Source organism: Jatrophihabitans fulvus, assembly GCF_054781375.1.
On the sequence record NZ_BAAGUN010000001.1, the window covers coordinates 1,259,984 to 1,278,926 of the forward strand.

An 18,943-nucleotide genomic window follows, 5' to 3' on the forward strand; every position below is an offset into this window, starting at 1 on the left:
GGCGTGTCAGGATCGAACGGTGACCGCTCCACTCCCCGCGTACGCGCCGCCACCCCCCGCCCGCCGTTCCCGGTGGCCGCGGCGGCTGCTCGTCGGGCTCCTCGTCCTGGTCGTGCTGCTCATCGCCGTCGACCGCATCGGCGATTTCGCGGCCGAGAAGGTGGCGGCGTCGGCGCTGCAGCAGTCGCAGGACCTGCCGAGCGAGCCGGACGTCGACGTCGGCGGCTTCCCGTTCCTCACCCAGTTCGCGAGCGGCACGTACGACGAGATCACGGTGACGGCCGCGAACGTGCCGTTGAACAAGGCGAACCTCGACGTGACCCTCGACCAGCTGCGGGTGGTGCTCGACAACCTGACGGTGTCGGACAACTTCCGCTCGTTCCGCGCCGAGACGGGCCACGCCACCGGCGTCCTCGGGTACCGCGAGCTCAGCGACAAGCTGGGTGTCGACCTGAGCTACGCCGGCGACGAGCGGGTCAGGGTGAGCAAGGAGTTCACCGTCCTCGGACGGACGTTCAGACCCGGCGTGACCGTCGCGCCGATCGTGACCGACAACGTGCTGTCCTTCGGCAAGTCGCAGATCAACGCCGGCGGTGCCCTGGCCGGTCAGATCGCCCGGTTGGTCAACCAGCTGTTCGACAAGCCCATCCCGTTCGACGGCATCCCGTTCGACGTCACGCTGCAGAAGGCCCAGGCCACCGCGGCCGGCCTGCGACTCGACCTGGTGGGCACCGACCTCAGCTATCGACGCTAGGCCGAGCACCCATCCGGGTGACTGCGCGGGCGGCGGTCGCGTTCGCGTTGAGCAGGCACTCGTCGATCTCGCCGACCGCCGCGAGGAACCCGGCGGCGAAGGCATCGCCCGCGCCGGTCGAGTCGACGACGACCACCTCGGACGCGGGCACCGACCGCACGCCCGACCCGTCCGACCAGACGGCGCCGGACGCGCCGCGCTTGACGACCGCGCTGCCGCACCGCAGCGCCAGGGCCTGGGCGGCGGCGGCCGGCTCGTCCGTGCCGGTGAGCACGAGCGCCTCGGCGGTGTTGGCGAACAGCAGCACGTCGCGCAGCTCGCCCGGACACACCCAGTCGAGGAACTCGGGGTTGCGCGACAGCGGCGCGGCGGACGCCGCGTCGACGGCGATCGCCCAGCCGCGCTCGCGTGCGACCGCCAGCGCCGCGTGCCCGAAGGCGCGCGAGCCCGGGTTGAGCAGCGAGTAGCCCGACACGTACAGCCAGTCGGCGTCCGCGGGCAGCAGCGACGGATCGGCGGACGCGTCGTTCGCGCCGGCGGACGGGATCATCGTCCGCTCGCCGTGCTCGTCGACGAGCACGATGCACAGGCCGGTGGCCCGCTTGGGGTCGATCTCGACCATCGGGGTGACGCCGGCGGCGGTGAGCGCGTCGACCGCGCGCAACCCCGCGGAGTCGTCGCCGATGCGGCCGACGAACGTCGACCGGACGCCGCACTGCGCCAGCCAGGCGGCGACGTTCGCGGCCGCGCCGCCGCCGTAGACCTCGATGTCCGCGGGCGTGTCGGACCCGAGGGCGAGCGGTCCGGGCAGGGCGGCGACGAGGTCGACCATGACGTCGCCGACACAGACGACGTGCATCAGCCGGCCCGGTAGGCCGCGGCGACCTCGGCGGCGAGACGGGCGTTGCTGCGCACGAGGGCGACGTTGGCGGTCAATGACGCGCCGCCGGTCTCGCGGTGGAAGAAGTCGAGCAGGAACGGTGTGACGTCCTTGCCGCGTACGTTGCCCTCGGCCGCCGCGACGAGCCCGGCGGCCAGGGTGCGGTCGTGCAGCGTGCGGTCGAGCTCGTCCGCCTCGGCGATCGGGTTGACCAGCACCAGCCCGAAGCGGTCGGTGCCGAGCTCGTCCTGCGCCCGCAGCGCGGCCGCGACCTCGTCCGGGGAGTCGGCGCGCCACGGCACCGCGTGGCCCGAGTCGCGCAGGTAGAAGCCGGGGAAGCGGTCGGTGCGGTAGCCGAGCACGCCGACGTTCAGCGTTTCGAGCCGTTCGAGGGTGGCGCCGACGTCGAGGATCGACTTCACGCCCGCGCAGACGACGAGCACCGGGGTGGCGGCGAGGGTGGTGAGGTCGGCCGACTCGTCCCAGGTGTCGCGCGCGTCGCGGTGCACCCCGCCGAGACCACCGGTCGCGAACACGCGCACCCCGGCCCGCGCGGCCAGGTGCGCGGTCGAGGCGACGGTCGTCGCGCCCACGCCGCGGCGCGCGGCGACGACGGCGATGTCCCGCACGCTCGCCTTGACGACGTCCGGGTCGGACGCGACCCGCTCGAGCGCGGTGTCGTCGAGACCGACGCGCGCCTCGCCGTCGACGATCGCGATCGTGGCGGGAACGGCGCCGCCGGCCCGCACCGCGTCCTCGATCTCGCGCGCGATGCGCAGATTGTCCGGACGGGGCAGGCCGTGGCTGATGATGGTGCTCTCGAGGGCGACGACCGGCCGGTTCTCCGCGAGTGCGTCGGCGACCTCGGGGTGCACGTGCAGCATGGTCGCGACGTTACGTGCCGCGCCGCGCGAGCCGTCGCACCGGGACGGTCACCACGGCCGCGACCGCGAACGACAGGATCGACGCGCTCATCCAGCTCTGCGGCTCGAACGGGCGGACGGAGCTCCAGAAGTCCACCCACCACGTCACGTAGCCGGGGTTGATCAGCTGGTACGTGACGAAGCCCAGCAGCCACGGCAGCAGCATCCACGGCCGGGCCGGGGCTCGGTCGGTGACGTCCCAGGCGCTCGCCCGTCCCGACCGGCCCGACGCGAAGTAGTCGACGGCGAACACGCCGAGCAGCGGTACGAACAGCGAGCCGAGCAGCACGAGGAAGTTGTAGTAGTCGCCGATGTCCAGCAGCAGCGTGAGGACGGTGGCGATCAGCCCGACGACGAGCGCGATCACGCGACGGTCGTGGCGGGGCAGCAGGTTCTGCACCGACACCGCGGCCGAGTAGGTGTCGACGAACGACTGGTCGATCTCGCGCACCGCCAGCACGACGAAGGCGAGCACGCCGAGCGGCAGCGCGAGGAACGACCCGAAGATCTTGTCGGCGTCGCCGGCCGCGACACCGACCAGCGCGATCATGCCGACGAGATAGCAGCCGATCTGCGTGATCGAGTACCCGGTGAACGTGCCGATGACCGTCGCCCGGGTCGAGGTGGAGTGCCGCGAATAGTCGGCCGCGACCGGAACCCAGGACACGGCGACGCTGACGACCCCGTCGACGGCCAGCCAGAAGCCGTCCCACGATCCGCCGTCGACGCCGTGCACGGGCTGGCGCAGCAGCTGGATCGCGATCCACACCATGGCCGCGAGCACGAGCACGGTGACGTACTTGCGCAGCACGCGGATCCAGCCGAGCGGACGCAGCGCCAGCACCGTGGTGATCGCGCCGCTGAGCAGCACCCACACCCAGCGCGGCACGCCGTCGACCACCTGGTCCATCGCGGCACTGATGGTGACCAGCTCGAAAGTGGTCCAGCCGGTCAACTGCACGACGTTCAGCACGCTGGGCAGCCAGGACCACTTCGCGCCGAACAGCCCGCGCAGCAGCACCATCGCCGGTGCGCCCGTCTCGGCACCGGGGACGGCCGCGACGGCGACGGCGGCGGTGCCGAGCACGGTGCCGAGCACGAGGGCGACCACGCCCGCCGTGAACGACAGGGCGAGCACCCCGGTGCCGCCGGGGTCGAGCACGTAGATCGCGCCGGTGAAGCCGAGCAGGCTGACGCCGAGGTTGCCCCACATGCCGAACTGGTCGAGCAGCCCGAGCGAGCGGGTGGTCGGTTCCTCGAGGGTGAGGGGCACCTCGTCCGGACGGTCGTCGACCGCGGTCACAGGACGGGCATCCCGTCGGTCGGGGACGACGCGTGCGCGTGGAACCGTTTGGGGATCCGTCCGGCGCGGTGGGCGAGACGTCCGGCGCGGACGGCGAACGCCATCGCCTCGGCCATGGCGCGCGGGTCCTGCGCTCGCGTCACGGCGGAGGCCAGCAGCACCGCGTCGCAGCCCAGCTCCATCGCGAGCGCGGCGTCGGACGCGGTGCCGATGCCGGCGTCGAGGATCACGGGGGTGCCGGCCGCCTCGCTGACGATCAGCTCGATGTTGTGCGGGTTGCGGATGCCGAGCCCGGTGCCGATGGGGGAGCCCAGCGGCATGACCGCCGCGCACCCCGCCTGCCGCAGCCGACGCGCGAGCACGGGATCGTCGTTCGTGTACGGCAACACGGTGAACCCGTCCGCGACGAGCATTTGCGCGGCGTCGAGCAATTCGATCGGATCGGGCAGCAGGGTGTGGTCGTCGGCCACGACCTCGAGTTTCACCCAGTCGGTCTCGAGGGCCTCGCGGGCCAGCTGCGCGGTGCGCACGGCCTCGCGCGCGGTACGGCAGCCGGCGGTGTTGGGCAGCACCCGCACGCCTGCGCGGTCGATCACGTCGAGGATCGAGCCGCTCGTCGCCGGGTCGACCCGCCGCATGGCGACCGTGCACAGCTCGGTGCCGGACGCGGACAGCGACTGCGCGACGACGTCCAGGCTCGGAGCGCCACCGGTGCCGAGCACCAGCCGCGAACCGAACTCGACGCCGGCGATGACGAGCGGGTCGTCGACGGTCTTCTTCTGCACAGCGGTCACGGTCAGCCTCCCTGCGTCGCGGTGACGATCTCGACCTGCGCACCCTCGGCCAGGGTGGTCGTCGACCACTGGCTGCGGGGAACGATCTCGCCGGCGACGACGGCCGCGCTGCCGCGCGACGCCCCCGTCACCCGCTCGATCAGCTCGGCGATCGTCGTGGTGCCGGCGAGCTCGTAGGGCGCGCCGTTGAGCGTGATGGTCATGCGATCGCCGCCGCGGGCTCGCGACCGGGCGCGAACGGCACGAGCACCGGCGGCACCGAACCCGTCGTGAGCAGGTCGGCCACGCCGTCCGCCGTCACCGGCGTGAGCAGCACGCCGTTGCGGTAGTGGCCGGTGGCGAGCACGACCCCGTCGCGCTCGCCGATCAGCGGGGCGTTGTCGGCCGAGCCGGGGCGCAACCCGGTGCAGATCTCCTCGAGCTGCGCCTCGGCGACCTCGGGCAGCAGGCACTGGGCGTCGCGCAGCAGCTCGTACACCGCCCCTGCGCGCGGCGTGCGGTCGAAGCCGGCCTCGTCCGTACTGGCGCCGACCACGATCCGTCCGTCGCCGCGGGGGACGAGGTACACGGGATTGCCGCGCACGCGTCCGCGCAGCACGTGCTGCAACGGGCTGCCGGGCAGGCGCAGCCGCAGCGTCTGTCCCTTCACCGGGCGGACGGGCGCCGCCGCGAGCAACCCCGACCAGGCCCCGGCGGCGAGCACGACCCGCCCGGCGGCGAGACGGCTGCCGTCGTCGAGGGTGACGCCGTCACGGTCGACCGCGGTGGCGGTCGCGGTGACGAAGCGGACGCCGCGCCGGCCGCCCGCGGTCACCAGGGCGGCGCGCAGCAGGCGGGGGTCGACGCTGTGGTCGTCGGGGGCGAGCAGCCCGCCGGGCAGGCCGGGCGCGGCCTGCGGTTCGAGGGAGCGCAGCTCCCGTCCGGTGAGGAACTCGGCCGTGACACCGAGGCGCTGCGCGAAGGCGTGCAGGTCGCGCAGCCCGGCGAGGTCGGCGGCGTCCCACGCGACGAGCAGCGTGCCGGTGGTGCGGAACCCGATGGGCAGCTCGGCCTCGGCCGTGAGCTCGTCGGCCAGGCCGGGCCAACGGGCCACCGAGTCGAGGTTCAACCGCAGCAGCGGGGTCTCGGTGTAGGTCAGCTCGGTGACGGGCGCGAGCATGCCGGCGGCGGTGTGCCACGCACCGCGTGCGGGCTCGGCGTCGACGACGGCGACGGAGAGTCCGCGCTGCGCGCAGCGCCAGGCGATCGCGGACCCGATCACGCCGGCTCCGACGACGACCACGTCGGGATGACTGTCAGACATGTGCTCCCTCACGCCGGCATGACCCGGATCAGGTTCGACGGTCGGCTGGTTCGCCCTCTCAGCCCCGCTGGTGTCGGGACTCCCGTGCGCCGCCGACAGTACGCCTGCGCGGACGCTGTGCGCCGCGGGGTCGATCAGGTTTGCGCGCGGGGTGACCGCTTCCGGACCATCGAACCGGCGATCTCGCGCGCAAACGTGATCAGGGCAGCGAGCGGACGCGCCAGAAGTGCCCGACCGGGCCGAGTCCGGCGCCGAGCGGGTAGGAATCTCCGACCGCCCCGGTGATGTAGCGCTTGCCGAAGCGGACGGCCTCGACGAGGTCGAGACCGCGGGCGAGGGCGGACGCCGTGGCGGCGGCGAGGGTGTCGCCCGACCCGTGCGTGTGGTCGGTGGTGCGGCGGGGGGCGGACAGCTCGACGGCGGTGGTGCCGTCGTGCAGCAGGTCGACGGCGTCGTCCCCGTCGAGGTGGCCGCCCTTGACGATGACGGCCTGCGGCCCGAGGGCGAGCAACGCGGCGGCGGCCTCGTCCATGTCGGCGCGCGAGTGCACCTCGACGCCGGTGAGCAGCTTGATCTCGCCGAGGTTGGGTGTGATCAGCGTGGCCAGCGGGATGATCGTGTCGCGCAGCGCCTCGACGGCGTCCGGACGCAGCAACGGGTCGCCGTGCTGCGACGCGCACACCGGGTCGACGACGAACGGGGTCGCGAGGCCCCGTCCGATGCCGACCCGTCCGACGACCTCGGCGATCGCCGCCATGATCGCGGCGGACGCGAGCATCCCCGTCTTCGCCGCTCCGACGCCGATGTCGGTCGCGACCGACTCGATCTGATCGGCGACCGCGTTCGGCGGCAACTCGTAGAAGGCGCTGACCCCCAGCGAGTTCTGCACCGTCACCGCGGTGATCGCCGACATGCCGTGCACGCGGCAGCCGAGGAAGGTCTTGAGGTCGGCCTGGACGCCGGCGCCGCCGCCGGAGTCCGACCCGGCGATCGTCAGCGCGGTGGGAGGGGGCTGCACGGACACAGTATGTCCAGGCAGGATCACGTCCTGTGACGCCGGTGACGCAGCAGTGGTGGGACGAGAACGTTGCCGTGTACGACGCGATCCTGGCGCACCCGTTCCTCGTCGGGCTGACGGACGGCACGCTGCCCGAGGACGCGTTCGCCTACTACGTGGCCCAGGACGCGCACTACCTGCGCGACTACGCCCGCGCGCTCGCGGTGGTCGGGTCGAAGGCGCCGACGCATGCCGACACCGGCATGCTCGCGCGCCACGCGGCCGAGACGGCGTCGGTCGAGGTGTCGCTGCACGAGACGCTGCTGCCCCAGCTCGGCCTCGACCCGGCGGCGCTGGCGAGCGTCCCCGTCTCGCCGACGACCACGGCGTACACGTCCTACCTGCTCGCCGTCGCCCACGGCGGCAGCTTCGGCGAGGGGCTCGCCGCGGTCCTGCCGTGCTACTGGATCTACCAGCGGGTCGGCGCGGCTCTCGCCGGACGCGGCTCGCCCGACCCGCGCTTCCAGGCCTGGATCGACGCCTACGCCGCGGACGAGTTCGCGGCCACGGTGGCCGACGTGCTCGCGCTCGCCGACCGGCAGCCGCCCGCGTCGCTCGCCGGGGCGGGACGGCACTTCGCCGTCACCGCGCGCTACGAATGGATGTTCTGGGACGCCGCCTGGCGGCGGGAAGGCTGGCCGCTGTGATCGACCATCCGCTCGACTCCGTGACGGTCGCGGCGTCCGACGTCGCCGCCTCCATCGCGTTCTACGACGCGGTGCTCGAACCGCTCGGTCTCGTCCGCTCGCACGAGCTGGTCGACGAGGAGGAGGAGGACCCCGCGCTGGAGGCGGCCGGCTGGGGTCCGCCCGGCCGTCCGGCGGTGGTCTGGGTCGTGGCCGGCGCACCGACGACGGTCGGCGTGCACGTGCGGTTGCGCACCGCCGACCGCATCGACGTCGAGGACTTCCACGCCGCCGCGCTCACGCACGGCGGCACCGAGCACGCCGCGCCCCGCCGGTGGACCCCGTACCGGCGTGGTGAGTTCAGTGCGGTCGTGCGCGACCCCGACGGGAACCTCGTCGAGGCCGTGGCGCCCGAATGACCGTCAGAGCTCGCGTTCGAGCGTCGCGACCAGCTGCGCGACCGTCTCGTCCGCGACGGGTTCGAACCCGCGGCGCAGGAAGGGCTCGGCCAAGCGGTAGACGCGCTTGAAGCTGAAGTGCGCCCGGTAGGTGATGTGCGTCGTGTCGCCGCGGCCGGTGAACGTGAGGTCGTCCGTCGCCTCGACGGTGCGGTTGTCGCCGACGAACGTGAGCCGGGTGTCGAGCTCGAAGCGCTCGACGCGGTACTCGAGCTCGGTGGTGCGGCCGCGGTAGCGCGAGACGTTGCGGAAGCGGGCACCGACGCGCAACGGCCCGTCGTCGAGGCGGGTCGTGGTCACCGTGCCCGGGTCCCACTGCTCGGTGTGGGTGAAGTCGGCCAGGTAGGCGAACACGGCCGGGACCGGACGGTTCACGGTCGCGGAGCGTTCGACGGTGATCATCGGTCCAGCGTGGCAGGTGGGTTGCACGGAGCAGAACCATGCCCGTGCGTCACTTCAGTCACATCCTTCACACGTGGCACACTGGCCCCATGAGTATCGGACGGGTCGTGGGTGGCGTCGTCTCCTGCGCGGCGGTCGCCGGCTGCGCCGCCGTCGTGATCGGAATGACCCAGGCCGGACGCCCGGCGCCGTCCCGCAGCACCACCGCGGCGGCCGCCGAACCGACGAGCCGGCCCGCGTTCCTCCCGGACTCCGACGCCGTGGCCGTCCCCTCGACCTCGGCGCGGCTGCGGGTGGAGTCGACACCGGTGAGCACGACGGCGCGGCCGTCGGCCCCCGCCGCGACCTCGGCCCCGACCCCGGCCACCACCTCGGCCGCACCCGGCACGACCGCGGCCCCGGTCACCACCTCCCGTCCGGCACCGCGCACCACGGCGCAGCCGGCGCCCCGGACCACCGTCCGGACCACTCCGCCGCCTGCTCCTCGTTCGACCCCGCGCTCGACCCCGCGCCCGGCGCCGCGTCCGGCCGCGAAGCCCGGACGGGCCCTGCCGCTCGGGTACTCGACGGGGACCGCGACGCGGGTGATCACGGTGACCGCGTCGTCGTCCTGGAGCACGCGCGCCACGCTGCAGGCCTGGACGAAGCTCGGCCCGGGACGCTGGGCGCGCCACGGCGGTCCCATCGGCGCGTGGGTCGGTGCGGACGGCATCGGCCGCGCCAGCGAGTCGACGTCCAAGACGCCCGCCGGCAGCTGGACGGTCACGCTCGCCTTCGGCCGCTACGGCGACCCGGGCACGGCACTGCGCTACTTCCGCACCAACGCGGACGACTACTGGATCAGCACCGGCGGGTCGAAGTACAACACGCACCAGCGCTGCGGCAGCTGCGGTTACGACAACGGCGTCAACGAGCGCCTGGCGTACGTGAACCCGGAGTACAACTACGCCGCGGTGATCGACTACAACACCCGCAACGCCCCCGGCGGGGTGCGGCAGGGCGCGGGCAGCGCGTTCTTCTTGCACGTGTCCGGCGGGGAGCCCACCGCGGGGTGCGTGTCGATCCCGCAGCCGAACCTGGTGAGCCTGTTGCGCTGGATGACCCCGGGGTCCCACCCGCGCATCCTCATCGGTGTCACCTGACCGGCATGTGATGGGGTGGGACGCATGCGCGTCCCCCGCTCCGCTCGCGCGTGGCTGACCGCCGCGGTCGCCGCCGTCGCCCTCGCCGGCTGTTCGTCCGGCGGTGAGGCGCCCGCCTCGCCGAGCCCGTCCGTGGCGTCGAGCACGTCGTCGACGAGCACGGTCACGAGCCCGGCCGCGACGCCGACCACCCCGTCGCAGACGTCCGCTCCGGCCCGCCGGACGACGACGAAGCCAATGATGAAGCCGACGACGAAGCCGAAGTCGAAGCCGAAACCGAAGCCCCTGCCGACGCGGACCTCGTCCGCCCGTCCGTCGACATCGTCGACCGCCGTCCGTCCGCGGGCCGGACGGTTGCCGCTGGCGCTGCCGACCGCGGACGCGCGCCAGGTCGTCACCGTGGTCACGGACGGCCCCGGTGACACGACCGGCACCCTGCAGCGGTGGCGCAAGGTCGCGGGCGGCTGGCGGACGGTCGGGCCGCCGAGCTCCGCCTACGTCGGCAGCGGCGGCGTCGGGCAGGCGAGCGAGGGCAGCACCCGCACGCCCGCGGGCAGCTTCACGCTCACGCAGGCGTTCGGGCGCAACGGCAACCCGGGCACGCGGCTGCCCTACTTCGCGACGAACCCGTCCGACTACTGGATCAGCAATTCGGGACCGCTCTACAACACCCACCAGCGGTGCGGCAGCTGCGGCTACGAGCGCGGCATCAACGAGCACCTGTACTCGATCGTCCCCGAGTACCAGCAGGCCGTGGTCATCGACTACAACACCCGCAACGCCCCGGGCGGGGTGCGGCAGGGCGCGGGCAGCGCGTTCTTCCTGCACGCGACCGGCGGCGAGCCGACCGCGGGGTGCGTCGCGATCGACCTCGGGCGCCTCGTCGACGTCATGCGATGGCTCGACCCGCGGCAGCACCCGCGCATCCTCATCGGCACCCGCTGACCCGCGCCCCGGGTCCACTAGCGTGGCGTCCGTGCCACACGTGCAGGCGGGAAACCGCGCGATCTCCTGGCAGCGTCCGCGCCCGAACGACGGCGGCGCGCCGCTGCTGCTCGTGCAGGGCATGGCCGGCCACCACGCGCTGTGGGGCGACTCGTTCCTCGACGCGCTCGCCGCCGACTTCGACGTGATCACGTTCGACCACCGAGGCATCGGCGACAGCACCGACCCCGACGGCGGCGACTTCACCATCGCCGAGCTCGCCGACGACGCCGTCGCCGTGATGGACGCCGCGGGCCTCGACGTCGCCCACGTCATGGGCATCTCGATGGGCGGCATGGTCGCGCAGGAGATCGTCCTGAACCACGCGCACCGGGTGCGGACGCTGACGCTCGGTTGCACCTACTGCGGCGGTCCCGGCTCGTCGCTGGCCGCGCCCGGACCGTTGCGCATGATGCAGGCGATGGGAGCCGGCGATCTCGACGGCGCGATGCGCGTCGCCTACGAGGCGAACCTCGGACCCGCGTTCCGCGAGGACGAGTCGCACTTCGCACCGTTCACCCGCACCAGCCTGTCGGTGCGCGTGCCGGTGCCGGTCGTGCTGCGCCAGGCGAAGGCGGCGTTCGGGCACGACACCAGCGCCCGGCTGCCGCAGATCACCGCGCCGACGCTCGTCGTGCACGGCACCGCGGACGAGATGCTCGAGTACGCCAACGGCGAGCTCATCGCCTCCCTCGTCCCGGACGCCGAGCTGCACTCTCTCGACGGCGTGGGGCACCTGTTCTGGTGGGAGCAGCCCGACGTCACGGCATCGCTGCTGCGACGGCACTGTCTTCGCTGACGCCGACCTCGGGCTCGATACGCACGAGCAGCGGGCGGTGCCGGCGCAGCAGGCGTCCGAGCACGACGGACATCCCGAGCAGCAGCGACGCCGCGACCACGACGACGCCCCGGATGCCGATCCACGACGCGATTGCGCCGCCGGCCAGCGCACCGAGCGGGATGCCGCCCCACACCACCGTCCGATAGGCACCTTGTACGCGCCCGAACAACGCCTCGGGGATCAACGCCTGCCGCAGCGACATCGTCAGCACGTTCCACGTCATGACGCCGACGGACTCGACCGCGAACAGGGCGCCCGCCACGTACCCGTTGGACGTCGCGGCCATCGCGCCGAGGCTGAGCGCGCTCGTCACCGCGCCGGCGGTGATCACGGGTCCGCGCCCGAACCGCCGCGCGAGCGGCGGGGTGACCAGGCCACCGGCGACGGCACCCACCCCGCCCGCGGCCAGCAGCAGGCCGAAGGCGCTCGCGGGCAGGTGGACGACCTCGAGCACGTAGAGCACGAGCAGCGAGGAGGCCATCGACTGCGAGAAGGCCTGGCACGCCGACACCATCGTGAGGCCGCGCAGCAGGGCATGTCCGCGCAACCACCGCACCCCCTCGGCGATGTCGGCCCGGAGCGATGTGGGCTCCTCGCGCACCGGTCGGTACCCGCCGCGCAACGACAGGATGAGCACGACGGCGAGGGCGAAGCCGGCGGCGTTGAGCACGAACGGCAGCGACACGGCAACCGCGAACAGCGCGGCCCCGATGGGCGCGCCCGCGAACGTCTGGCCCACCGTCTCCTCGACGGTGAGCAGACTGTTGGCGCCGTCGAGCTGGTCGCGCCGCACGACCTGCGGCAGCAGCGCGCGGACCGCGCTGTCGTACACGGTCTCGGCCAGGCCGAGCACGAACGCGCACACGTACAGCGCCACGATGCCGCCCTCACCGGTCACCAGCAGCACCGTGAGCGCAGCCGTCGTCGCGGCCCGGGCGGTGTTCGCCATCGCCATCGCACGCCGCCGGTCGAGCCGGTCGACCAGCGCGCCGCTCGGCAGCGCGAACAACAACCACGGCAGGAACGCGAACGTCACCAGTCCGGAGATCAGGAACGGGTCGCGGGTGTACGCCGCGGCGGCGAGCGGCAGTGCCGTCCGACCGATGCCGTCGGCGAGATCGGATGCGCCCGTCGCCGCGTACAGCCGCCAGAAGCGGGCGCCGTACCTCACGCCCGCGTCCCGTCGTCGGCCGGGAAGACCGCGAGCTGCACCTCGACCGGACGCGTGTCCGCGGTCGGCGGCGACGACGCGAACCGCTCGACCACCGCCTGCAGTTCGTCGGCCAGGGCCCGGGTCCGGGCCGGGTCGAGGTGCAGCACCTGGTCGCCGTCGCTGGACGCCCGCTGCCAAGTCTCGGACCATTCGGTGGCGGTGGCGAACCAGTGCGCGAGGGTGCGGGCGCGGTTCGCGGCGATGTCACGCAACAGGAACTGGGCGGCCTCTCGGGTCGTGGGGTCGGACTGCATGTCGAACCCGGACATGTGGATGGTGTCGACGGCCTCGCGCCACCAGCGCTGCGGTCGCCCGGTGGCCTTCTTGCCCTCGGCGGGCGGGGGAGGGGTTTCGGGGGTGAACTCCTCGACGAACCCGTGCCGCGCGAGTTGCCGCAGGTGGTAGCTGATCGCGGCCGTCGTCTCGCCGGTCGCCTCGGCGAGGGAGGTGACGCTGGCCTGCCGGCGCAGCTGCAGCAACCGCATGATCTGCATGCGCAGCGGGTGCGCCAGGGCCTTGAGCGTCGTCGCGTCGAGCTCGATCCGGGACCGTTCCACGTTTGCCAAGCTAGCTTTGCAAAGAAAGGATTGCAAACATTGTTTGGGAAAGCCCGACCGAGGCGGGCCGGGGGGATTGGGCGATCGCACGATGCCGGGGGGCGATGTTGGTAGACCTCTCCATGGGGCCGCCACGGTGCCGTCGCGGACGATGTGCGGACGACCGGCACCGGCCGGTCCGACGCCCAGGGGGTTCCATGCGCCGGTCCACGTTCCTCGTCGCGCCGCTGGCGGTCGCGGTCACGCTGCTCGCCTCGTGCAGCGCGGCGGACGACTCGCCGTCGCCGAAGGGTTCGGGCAGTGCGAAGGGCACGCTGGCGAAGGGCGGCACCTTCGCCATCGGCGTGGCCAGCGATCCCGGCAACCTCGACCCGTCGATGACGCCGAGCAGCGTGGCCCGGTCCGTGCTGGGCCTGGCCTACGACACGCTCGTGTACCAGAAGGCGGACGGCACCTTCGTGAGCGGCCTGGCGCAGAAGTGGTCGTCGACGGCGACCACGGCGACGTTCACGTTGCGCAAGGACGTCACCTGTTCCGACGGCTCGAAGCTCACCGCCACCGACGTCGCTGACAACGTCAGCTACATCGCGAACCCGAAGAACGCCTCGCCGCTGCTGAACGTGCTCGTCAAGCAGGGCACGACCGTGAAGGCGGACGACGCAGCGGGCACGGTGACGGTCACGTCGCCGTCCGCGGACGGCTTCCTGCTCACCGAGCTCTCGGGCGTGTACGTCATCTGCCGCTCGGGACTCGACGACCACAAGTCGATCGCGACGAAGACGGCCGGCACCGGACCGTGGGTGCTCAAGAACGCCGTGGCCAACGACAGCTACGACTTCGCCCCGCGCAAGGGGTACGCGTGGGGCCCGGACGGCGCGAAACTCGAGGGCGAGGGCACGCCGGACGCGGTCAAGGTGCGGGTCGTCACGAACGTGTCGACCACGGCCAACCTGCTGCTGAACGGGTCACTGAACATGGGCGAGGTGACCGGCCCGGACACCGCGCGCCTGAACCCGCTGAACCTGCCCACGATCGACTCGGTCGACACCTCCGGCGAGGTGTGGTTCAACCAGACGGCCGGCCGCCCGGGTGCGGACGCGGCGGTGCGAGAGGCTCTCGTCCTCGGCGTCGACCGTGCCGCGCTGTCCCGCATCGCCACCGGCAACAACGCCCAGCAGCCCCGCTCGTACATCACGCTGCAGCCGAACGCGTGCGCCTCGCAGTCGCCGCTGAGCGGTGCGCTGCCCGCGCCCGACGTCGCGAAGGCCAAGCAGCTGCTCGACAGCGCGGGCTGGAAGCTCGGCAGCGACGGTGTCCGGGTCAAGAACGGCACCAAGCTGTCGCTCTCCTTCATCTACGACCGCAAGGGTTCCGACGCCCGGCAGGCGGGCACCGAGTACCTGCTCGCACAGTGGAAGAAGCTCGGGGTGCAGACCAGCCTGAAGACGCTGCCCGAGGCGCAGCTGAACCAGGCGCTGTTCCAGACCGGCGCGTGGGACGCCGCCTTCTCGAGCTTCACCTTCAACCTGCCGTCGCAGATGGTGGCCTTCGTGTCGGGCACGCCGGCCCCGAAGGGTGCGAACTTCCCGCACATCTCCAACGCCGCCTACGACGCCGCGGTGCAGAAGGCGACGCCGAAGGTGGGCACGGCGAGCTGCGCCGACTGGGCCCGGGCCGAGAAGGCGCTGGCGGCGAGCTACAACCCGTCCCTGCTCTACACGTCGATCACCCGTACTTACCTGCGCAAGGCGCAGGTCACGGCACCGGGCGGCCAGATCTGGGGTGCGACCCTGCGGCTGCGCACGGCCTGATGTCCGAGCAGCTCGCCGGTGCGGGCGCGGTGGTGACGTCGGGGGACGCCATCACTGCGCCGCTGCGCCGCGGCAGGTCGATCGGGGGCTGGCCGGCCTTCCTCGCCCGGCGGCTCGTCCGCCTGCTGGTGTCGGTCTGGGTGCTCGTCACGTTCTCCTTCCTCATCGTCCACCTGATCAAGGGCGACCCGGTACGCGCCGCGCTCGGCGCGCAGGCCTCGGTGGCGACCGTCGAGGCGAAGCGTCGCGAACTGCGTCTCGACGACCCGTTGCTGACGCAGTACTGGCATTACATCGGCAACCTGCTGACCGGCCGGCTCGGTGAATCGATCCAGCTGCAGCTGCCCGTCGCCGACGTCATCTCGCAACGACTGCCGAACACCCTGGTGCTGGCCGGCCTGGCCTTCGTCGTCGCCGTGCTGCTCGCGTTCCCCATCGGCATCGCGATGGCGATCGTCACGCAGCGCGGACGTCGTCGCGGCACCGAGTTGGGTTTCACGACCGTCGCGGTCGTGCTCGCGACGATCCCCGACTTCGTGCTCGCGGTCGTCCTGGTCGCCGGTCTCGCCGTGGCGACCACGCTGTTGCCCGCCGCGTACGACGGCACGTCCGCGTCGTACGTCATCCCGGTCGTCGCCCTTGCCCTCGGACCGGCCGCGGCGATGGCCCGGATCGTGCGCATCGAGACGCTCGGAGTGCTCGAGCAGGACTACGTGCGCACCGCGTGGTCCAAGCGGTTGCCGCCGGCGCGCGTCTACCTGCGCCACGCGGTGCCGAACGCGCTCACCGGATCGCTGACCGTCACCGGTCTCGTGCTCACAGGTCTCGTCGCCGGCACGGTGCTCGTCGAGAGCGTGCTCGCGTGGCCCGGCCTCGGGCCGACCATGGTCGACTCGATCATCAAGAAGGACTTCCCGGTCGTGCAGGGCATCGTGCTCGTCTACGGCGTGCTCGTACTGCTGATCAACCTCCTCGTGGACCTGCTGCTCGCCGCGGTCGACCCGCGCTCCACCATCCGGGCGCAGGCATGACCACGTTCCGGCGGCTCGCGCGCTCCGGCATGGGCATCGCCGCGCTCGTCTCGGTGCTGCTCGTGGCCGCGTTCGCGATCGTCTCCCCGATGATCTGGGGTGACGCCGCCGCCCGCTACGACACCGACGCCATCAGCCGTCCGGCGTCCGGCGCGCACCTCGCCGGCACCGACGCCGGTGGCCGCGACATCTTCCTGCGGGTGCTCGTCGCGACCCGGCTGTCGGTCGGGCTGTCGGTCGCCGCCACCGTGATCGCCGTCGTGGTCGGCGTCGCGATCGGCAGCGTGCCCGCCATCACCGGCCCGCGCGTCGGACGCTTCGTGGCGGCGGTCGTGTCGACCGCGATCGCCTTCCCGGCCGTGTTGCTCGCCATCTTCGTCGCGACGGTGGTGGGCGTCGGCGCGACCGGCGCGGTGCTCGCGCTCGGCATCGCCGGCGCGCCGTGGTTCGCGCGGCTGACGCAGACGCTCGCGGCGTCCGTCGCCGCCCGCGACTACATCGCGGCGGCGCGCGTGCTGGGGGTCGGGCGCCTGCGCCTGCTCGCCCGCCACATCTGGCCCAACATCGCCGAACCGCTCGCGGTGAACGCCACCATCGCCGCCGGCGCGAACCTGCTCGCGTTCGCCGGCCTGTCCTATCTCGGCCTCGGGGTGCAGAGCCCGTCCTACGACTGGGGACGGCTGCTCAACGAGGGCGTCAACAGCGTCTACACGAACCCGGCCGCCGCCGTCGCACCCGGACTCGCCATCGTCGTCGCCGGTCTCGCGCTGAACCTCGGCGGCGAGCTCGCCGCGCAGGTGCTGGGCGGACGGGCGCCCCGCGCCCGTACTGCCCGGCGCGAGCGTCCGGGCGGCGAGGTCGCCGACACCGACGCACTGCTGCGGGTGCAGGGGCTGTCCGTCCGCTTCCCGCTCGAGGACGGGCGTACCCACGAGGCGGTCCGGGAGGTCGACCTCACGGTCGCGCCGGGCGAGGCCGTCGGCATCGTGGGCGAGTCCGGCTCGGGCAAGAGCCTCACCGCGCTCGCCGTCGCGCAACTGCTCGCCGAACCGGCGGACGTCCGCGCCGACGCGATCACCTTCGACGGCGCCGAGTTGACGGGCCTGTCCGGACGGCGACTGCGCGCGCGGCTGGGCGACTCGATGGCCTTCGTGTTCCAGGACCCGATGAGCTCGCTGAACCCGGTCATGCGGGTCGGCCGGCAGCTCGCCGAGGTGGCCGTCGTGCACGCCGGCGCCGACCGCGCATCGGCGATGCGGCAGGCGGTCGAGCGGCTGCGGGCCGTGCGGATCCCCGCCGCCGAGCGCCGCGCGCGGCAGCTGCCGCACGAGTTCTCCGGCGGCATGCGGCAGCGCGCGATGATCGCGATGGGCCTGATGGGCGACGCCAAGCTGCTCATCGCCGACGAACCCACCACCGCCCTGGACGTCACCGTGCAGCGCGACGTGCTGCGTCTGGTCGGCGAGGCCCGTGCGAGAAGCGGCGCCGCGCTGCTGCTCATCTCGCACGACATCGCCGTCGTCGGTTCCATGTGCGAGCGCATCGTCGTGATGTACGCCGGGCGGGTCGTCGAAGAGGTCGCCGCCGCGTCGATCCGCGAGGACGCCCGCCACCCCTATACGCGGGGGCTGCTGGCCTCGCTGCCGACGATGACGACCGCGCGCGACGAGCCGCTCGCGACCGTCCCCGGACGTCCGCCCGCGCCCGGCGCGGTGCCGGACGGGTGCGCGTTCGCACCCCGCTGCGCCTTCGCGGACGAGCGGTGCCGCACGGCCGAGCCGCCGCTCGTGGCGACGCCGTCCGGACGCGCCGCGTGCTTCCACCCGCAGGCGCCGGACCACCGTGCCGTGCGGACGGTCTCGACCGAGAAGGTGGCACCGTGACCGCCGTCGTCACCGGACACGAGCTGGCGTTCCGCGACGTGGGCGTCCGCTACGGCAGCGGCCGCACCGCGCTGCAGGCCGTCGACGGCGTCGACCTCACGGTGCCACCGGGTGCGGTGGTCGGGCTCGTCGGCGAGTCGGGTTCGGGCAAGTCGACGCTCGCCCGCGCCGCCGTCGGGCTCGCGCCGGTGACGTCGGGGGAGATCCTGCTCGACGGCGCCCCGATCATGGTGCGCCGCGGCCGGCGTCCTGTGCAGATGGTGTTCCAGGACCCGCAGTCGGCGTTCGACCCGCGCCAGCGCATCGGCGACGCGATCGGCGAGGCGCGTCCCGATCTCGACCGCCGTGCCCGACGTGCCGAGGCCGAGCGATTGCTGGAACTGGTCCAGCTCGACGGTGCCCTGGCCGGACGGCTGCCGGGTGAGCTGTCGGGCGGGCAGCGGCAGCGCGCCGCCCTCGCGCGGGCGCTCGCCGCCCGTCCGGACGTGCTCGTCGCCGACGAGATCACGTCCGCCCTGGACGTGTCCGTGCAGGGCGCGGTGCTCAACGTGCTGCGCGAGGTGCAGCGCGAACTCGCGCTGTCGGTGCTGTTCATCTCGCACAACCTCGCGGTCGTCCGTCATGTCAGCGACGTCGTCGCGGTCATGTACCTCGGCCGCGTCGTCGAGGTCGCCCCGCCGGACGAGCTGGTGGCGAACCCGCAGCACCCGTACACGCGGTTGCTGCTGTCGGCCGTCCCGTCGCTGGACGACCCGGACCTGCTGCACCGCCCGGCGGACGCGCGCCTGGTCGCCGAACCCGCCGACCCGCACGCCCCGCCGCCGGGGTGCCGCTTCCATCCGCGCTGTCCGGTGGGGCCGCTGGTCGACGACGCGCGGGAGCTCTGCCGCACCGACGACCCGTCCGCAGGCGCCGCCGAGCGTCCGCACCGGGCTGCGTGCCACTTCGCCGGGGAGACCGCGTGACCTCGTTCGCCGAACG

21 protein-coding genes are annotated in these 18,943 nt (G+C 73.1%); 10 read left to right on the plus strand and 11 right to left on the minus strand.

Annotation, left to right across the window (positions count from 1 at the left end; translation table 11 throughout):
• Positions 1–19: 19 nt before the first annotated feature.
• Positions 20–754, plus strand: coding sequence for an LmeA family phospholipid-binding protein (locus tag ACYVP9_RS06155; RefSeq protein ID WP_460603823.1), 735 nt, complete (start codon positions 20–22; stop codon positions 752–754).
• Here ACYVP9_RS06155 and ACYVP9_RS06160 read toward each other — a convergent pair.
• From ACYVP9_RS06160 to thiD, 7 genes are all read right to left on the minus strand, one after another.
• Positions 738–1,613, minus strand: a complete 876-nt coding sequence (locus ACYVP9_RS06160; protein WP_460603824.1) for a carbohydrate kinase family protein — start codon at positions 1,611–1,613, stop codon at positions 738–740. The genes ACYVP9_RS06155 and ACYVP9_RS06160 overlap by 17 nt on opposite strands.
• The gene (locus ACYVP9_RS06165; RefSeq protein ID WP_460603825.1) at positions 1,613–2,518 is read right to left on the minus strand and encodes a pseudouridine-5'-phosphate glycosidase; all 906 of its coding nucleotides are present in this window, start codon (positions 2,516–2,518) and stop codon (positions 1,613–1,615) included. The genes ACYVP9_RS06160 and ACYVP9_RS06165 overlap by 1 nt, the downstream gene beginning before the upstream one ends.
• 10 nt (positions 2,519–2,528) lie before the next feature.
• Entirely contained in the window at positions 2,529–3,860 is a 1,332-nt protein-coding gene (locus ACYVP9_RS06170) for a purine-cytosine permease family protein (RefSeq protein ID WP_460603826.1), read from the minus strand.
• Positions 3,857–4,654 carry a thiazole synthase gene (locus ACYVP9_RS06175; protein WP_460603827.1) on the minus strand — a complete coding sequence of 266 codons (798 nt, stop codon included), beginning with the start codon at positions 4,652–4,654 and terminating at the stop codon, positions 3,857–3,859. Before ACYVP9_RS06175 ends, ACYVP9_RS06170 begins: the two co-directional genes overlap by 4 nt.
• A 2-nt stretch (positions 4,655–4,656) precedes the next feature.
• Positions 4,657–4,857, minus strand: coding sequence for a sulfur carrier protein ThiS (thiS, locus tag ACYVP9_RS06180; protein ID WP_460603828.1), 201 nt, complete (start codon positions 4,855–4,857; stop codon positions 4,657–4,659).
• Positions 4,854–5,957 carry a glycine oxidase ThiO gene (gene thiO, locus ACYVP9_RS06185; RefSeq protein ID WP_460603829.1) on the minus strand — a complete coding sequence of 368 codons (1,104 nt, stop codon included), beginning with the start codon at positions 5,955–5,957 and terminating at the stop codon, positions 4,854–4,856. Before thiO ends, thiS begins: the two co-directional genes overlap by 4 nt.
• A 199-nt stretch (positions 5,958–6,156) precedes the next feature.
• A complete protein-coding gene (thiD, locus tag ACYVP9_RS06190) occupies positions 6,157–6,975 on the minus strand; it encodes a bifunctional hydroxymethylpyrimidine kinase/phosphomethylpyrimidine kinase (RefSeq protein WP_460603830.1) in 819 nt (272 codons plus the stop codon).
• Between the two features lie 32 nt (positions 6,976–7,007).
• Here thiD and tenA point away from each other — a divergent pair, with 32 nt between their 5' ends.
• Together tenA and ACYVP9_RS06200 are read left to right on the plus strand one after the other, a co-directional pair.
• On the plus strand, positions 7,008–7,661 hold the full coding sequence (gene tenA / locus ACYVP9_RS06195; RefSeq protein ID WP_460603831.1) for a TenA family protein: 654 nt from the start codon (positions 7,008–7,010) through the stop codon (positions 7,659–7,661).
• Positions 7,658–8,059, plus strand: a complete 402-nt coding sequence (locus ACYVP9_RS06200) for a VOC family protein (protein ID WP_460603832.1) — start codon at positions 7,658–7,660, stop codon at positions 8,057–8,059. The genes tenA and ACYVP9_RS06200 overlap by 4 nt, the downstream gene beginning before the upstream one ends.
• A gap of 3 nt (positions 8,060–8,062) precedes the next feature.
• Here ACYVP9_RS06200 and ACYVP9_RS06205 read toward each other — a convergent pair whose 3' ends face one another.
• Positions 8,063–8,500: an SRPBCC family protein gene (locus ACYVP9_RS06205; protein ID WP_460603833.1), complete on the minus strand. Its 438-nt coding sequence runs from the start codon at positions 8,498–8,500 to the stop codon at positions 8,063–8,065.
• 67 nt (positions 8,501–8,567) lie between these two features.
• Positions 8,568–9,119 carry a hypothetical protein gene (locus ACYVP9_RS06210; RefSeq protein WP_460603834.1) on the minus strand — a complete coding sequence of 184 codons (552 nt, stop codon included), beginning with the start codon at positions 9,117–9,119 and terminating at the stop codon, positions 8,568–8,570.
• On the opposite strand from ACYVP9_RS06210, the gene ACYVP9_RS06215 reads away from it, so the two are divergent.
• From ACYVP9_RS06215 to ACYVP9_RS06225, 3 genes are read left to right on the plus strand one after another with little or no spacing between them, the layout of a single operon-like run.
• Positions 9,094–9,642, plus strand: coding sequence for a L,D-transpeptidase family protein (locus tag ACYVP9_RS06215; RefSeq protein ID WP_460603835.1), 549 nt, complete (start codon positions 9,094–9,096; stop codon positions 9,640–9,642). The genes ACYVP9_RS06210 and ACYVP9_RS06215 overlap by 26 nt on opposite strands.
• A gap of 24 nt (positions 9,643–9,666) precedes the next feature.
• Positions 9,667–10,587: a L,D-transpeptidase family protein gene (locus ACYVP9_RS06220; protein ID WP_460603836.1), complete on the plus strand. Its 921-nt coding sequence runs from the start codon at positions 9,667–9,669 to the stop codon at positions 10,585–10,587.
• Between the two features lie 31 nt (positions 10,588–10,618).
• Positions 10,619–11,425: an alpha/beta fold hydrolase gene (locus ACYVP9_RS06225; RefSeq protein ID WP_460603837.1), complete on the plus strand. Its 807-nt coding sequence runs from the start codon at positions 10,619–10,621 to the stop codon at positions 11,423–11,425.
• On the opposite strand, the gene ACYVP9_RS06230 is transcribed toward ACYVP9_RS06225, so the two are convergent.
• Positions 11,388–12,638, minus strand: coding sequence for an MFS transporter (locus ACYVP9_RS06230; RefSeq protein WP_460603838.1), 1,251 nt, complete (start codon positions 12,636–12,638; stop codon positions 11,388–11,390). The two genes, ACYVP9_RS06225 and ACYVP9_RS06230, sit on opposite strands and share 38 nt — an antisense overlap.
• Positions 12,635–13,237: an ArsR/SmtB family transcription factor gene (locus ACYVP9_RS06235; protein ID WP_460603839.1), complete on the minus strand. Its 603-nt coding sequence runs from the start codon at positions 13,235–13,237 to the stop codon at positions 12,635–12,637. The genes ACYVP9_RS06230 and ACYVP9_RS06235 overlap by 4 nt, the downstream gene beginning before the upstream one ends.
• 197 nt (positions 13,238–13,434) lie before the next feature.
• Here ACYVP9_RS06235 and ACYVP9_RS06240 point away from each other — a divergent pair, with 197 nt between their 5' ends.
• From ACYVP9_RS06240 to ACYVP9_RS06255, 4 genes are read left to right on the plus strand one after another with little or no spacing between them, the layout of a single operon-like run.
• The gene (locus ACYVP9_RS06240) at positions 13,435–15,048 is read left to right on the plus strand and encodes a periplasmic substrate-binding domain-containing protein (RefSeq protein ID WP_460603840.1); all 1,614 of its coding nucleotides are present in this window, start codon (positions 13,435–13,437) and stop codon (positions 15,046–15,048) included.
• Positions 15,048–16,079: an ABC transporter permease gene (locus ACYVP9_RS06245; protein WP_460603841.1), complete on the plus strand. Its 1,032-nt coding sequence runs from the start codon at positions 15,048–15,050 to the stop codon at positions 16,077–16,079. Before ACYVP9_RS06240 ends, ACYVP9_RS06245 begins: the two co-directional genes overlap by 1 nt.
• Complete coding sequence (locus ACYVP9_RS06250) at positions 16,076–17,962, plus strand: dipeptide/oligopeptide/nickel ABC transporter permease/ATP-binding protein (RefSeq protein ID WP_460603842.1); 1,887 nt, start codon at positions 16,076–16,078, stop codon at positions 17,960–17,962. Before ACYVP9_RS06245 ends, ACYVP9_RS06250 begins: the two co-directional genes overlap by 4 nt.
• Positions 17,959–18,927 carry an ABC transporter ATP-binding protein gene (locus ACYVP9_RS06255; protein WP_460603843.1) on the plus strand — a complete coding sequence of 323 codons (969 nt, stop codon included), beginning with the start codon at positions 17,959–17,961 and terminating at the stop codon, positions 18,925–18,927. Before ACYVP9_RS06250 ends, ACYVP9_RS06255 begins: the two co-directional genes overlap by 4 nt.
• Positions 18,928–18,943 lie beyond the last annotated feature (16 nt).

What these genes read in the sequence shown, in the direction of transcription:
- ACYVP9_RS06250 (WP_460603842.1), top strand. Translation starts at nt 16,076, where the DNA reads ATGACCACGTTCCGGCGGCTCGCGCGCTCCGGCATGGGCATCGCCGCG.
- ACYVP9_RS06205 (WP_460603833.1), bottom strand. Translation starts at nt 8,500, where the DNA reads ATGATCACCGTCGAACGCTCCGCGACCGTGAACCGTCCGGTCCCGGCC.
- ACYVP9_RS06165 (WP_460603825.1), bottom strand. Translation starts at nt 2,518, where the DNA reads ATGCTGCACGTGCACCCCGAGGTCGCCGACGCACTCGCGGAGAACCGG.
- ACYVP9_RS06160 (WP_460603824.1), bottom strand. Translation starts at nt 1,613, where the DNA reads ATGCACGTCGTCTGTGTCGGCGACGTCATGGTCGACCTCGTCGCCGCC.
- ACYVP9_RS06245 (WP_460603841.1), top strand. Translation starts at nt 15,048, where the DNA reads ATGTCCGAGCAGCTCGCCGGTGCGGGCGCGGTGGTGACGTCGGGGGAC.
- ACYVP9_RS06240 (WP_460603840.1), top strand. Translation starts at nt 13,435, where the DNA reads ATGCGCCGGTCCACGTTCCTCGTCGCGCCGCTGGCGGTCGCGGTCACG.
- ACYVP9_RS06220 (WP_460603836.1), top strand. Translation starts at nt 9,667, where the DNA reads ATGCGCGTCCCCCGCTCCGCTCGCGCGTGGCTGACCGCCGCGGTCGCC.
- thiO (WP_460603829.1), bottom strand. Translation starts at nt 5,957, where the DNA reads ATGTCTGACAGTCATCCCGACGTGGTCGTCGTCGGAGCCGGCGTGATC.
- thiS (WP_460603828.1), bottom strand. Translation starts at nt 4,857, where the DNA reads ATGACCATCACGCTCAACGGCGCGCCCTACGAGCTCGCCGGCACCACG.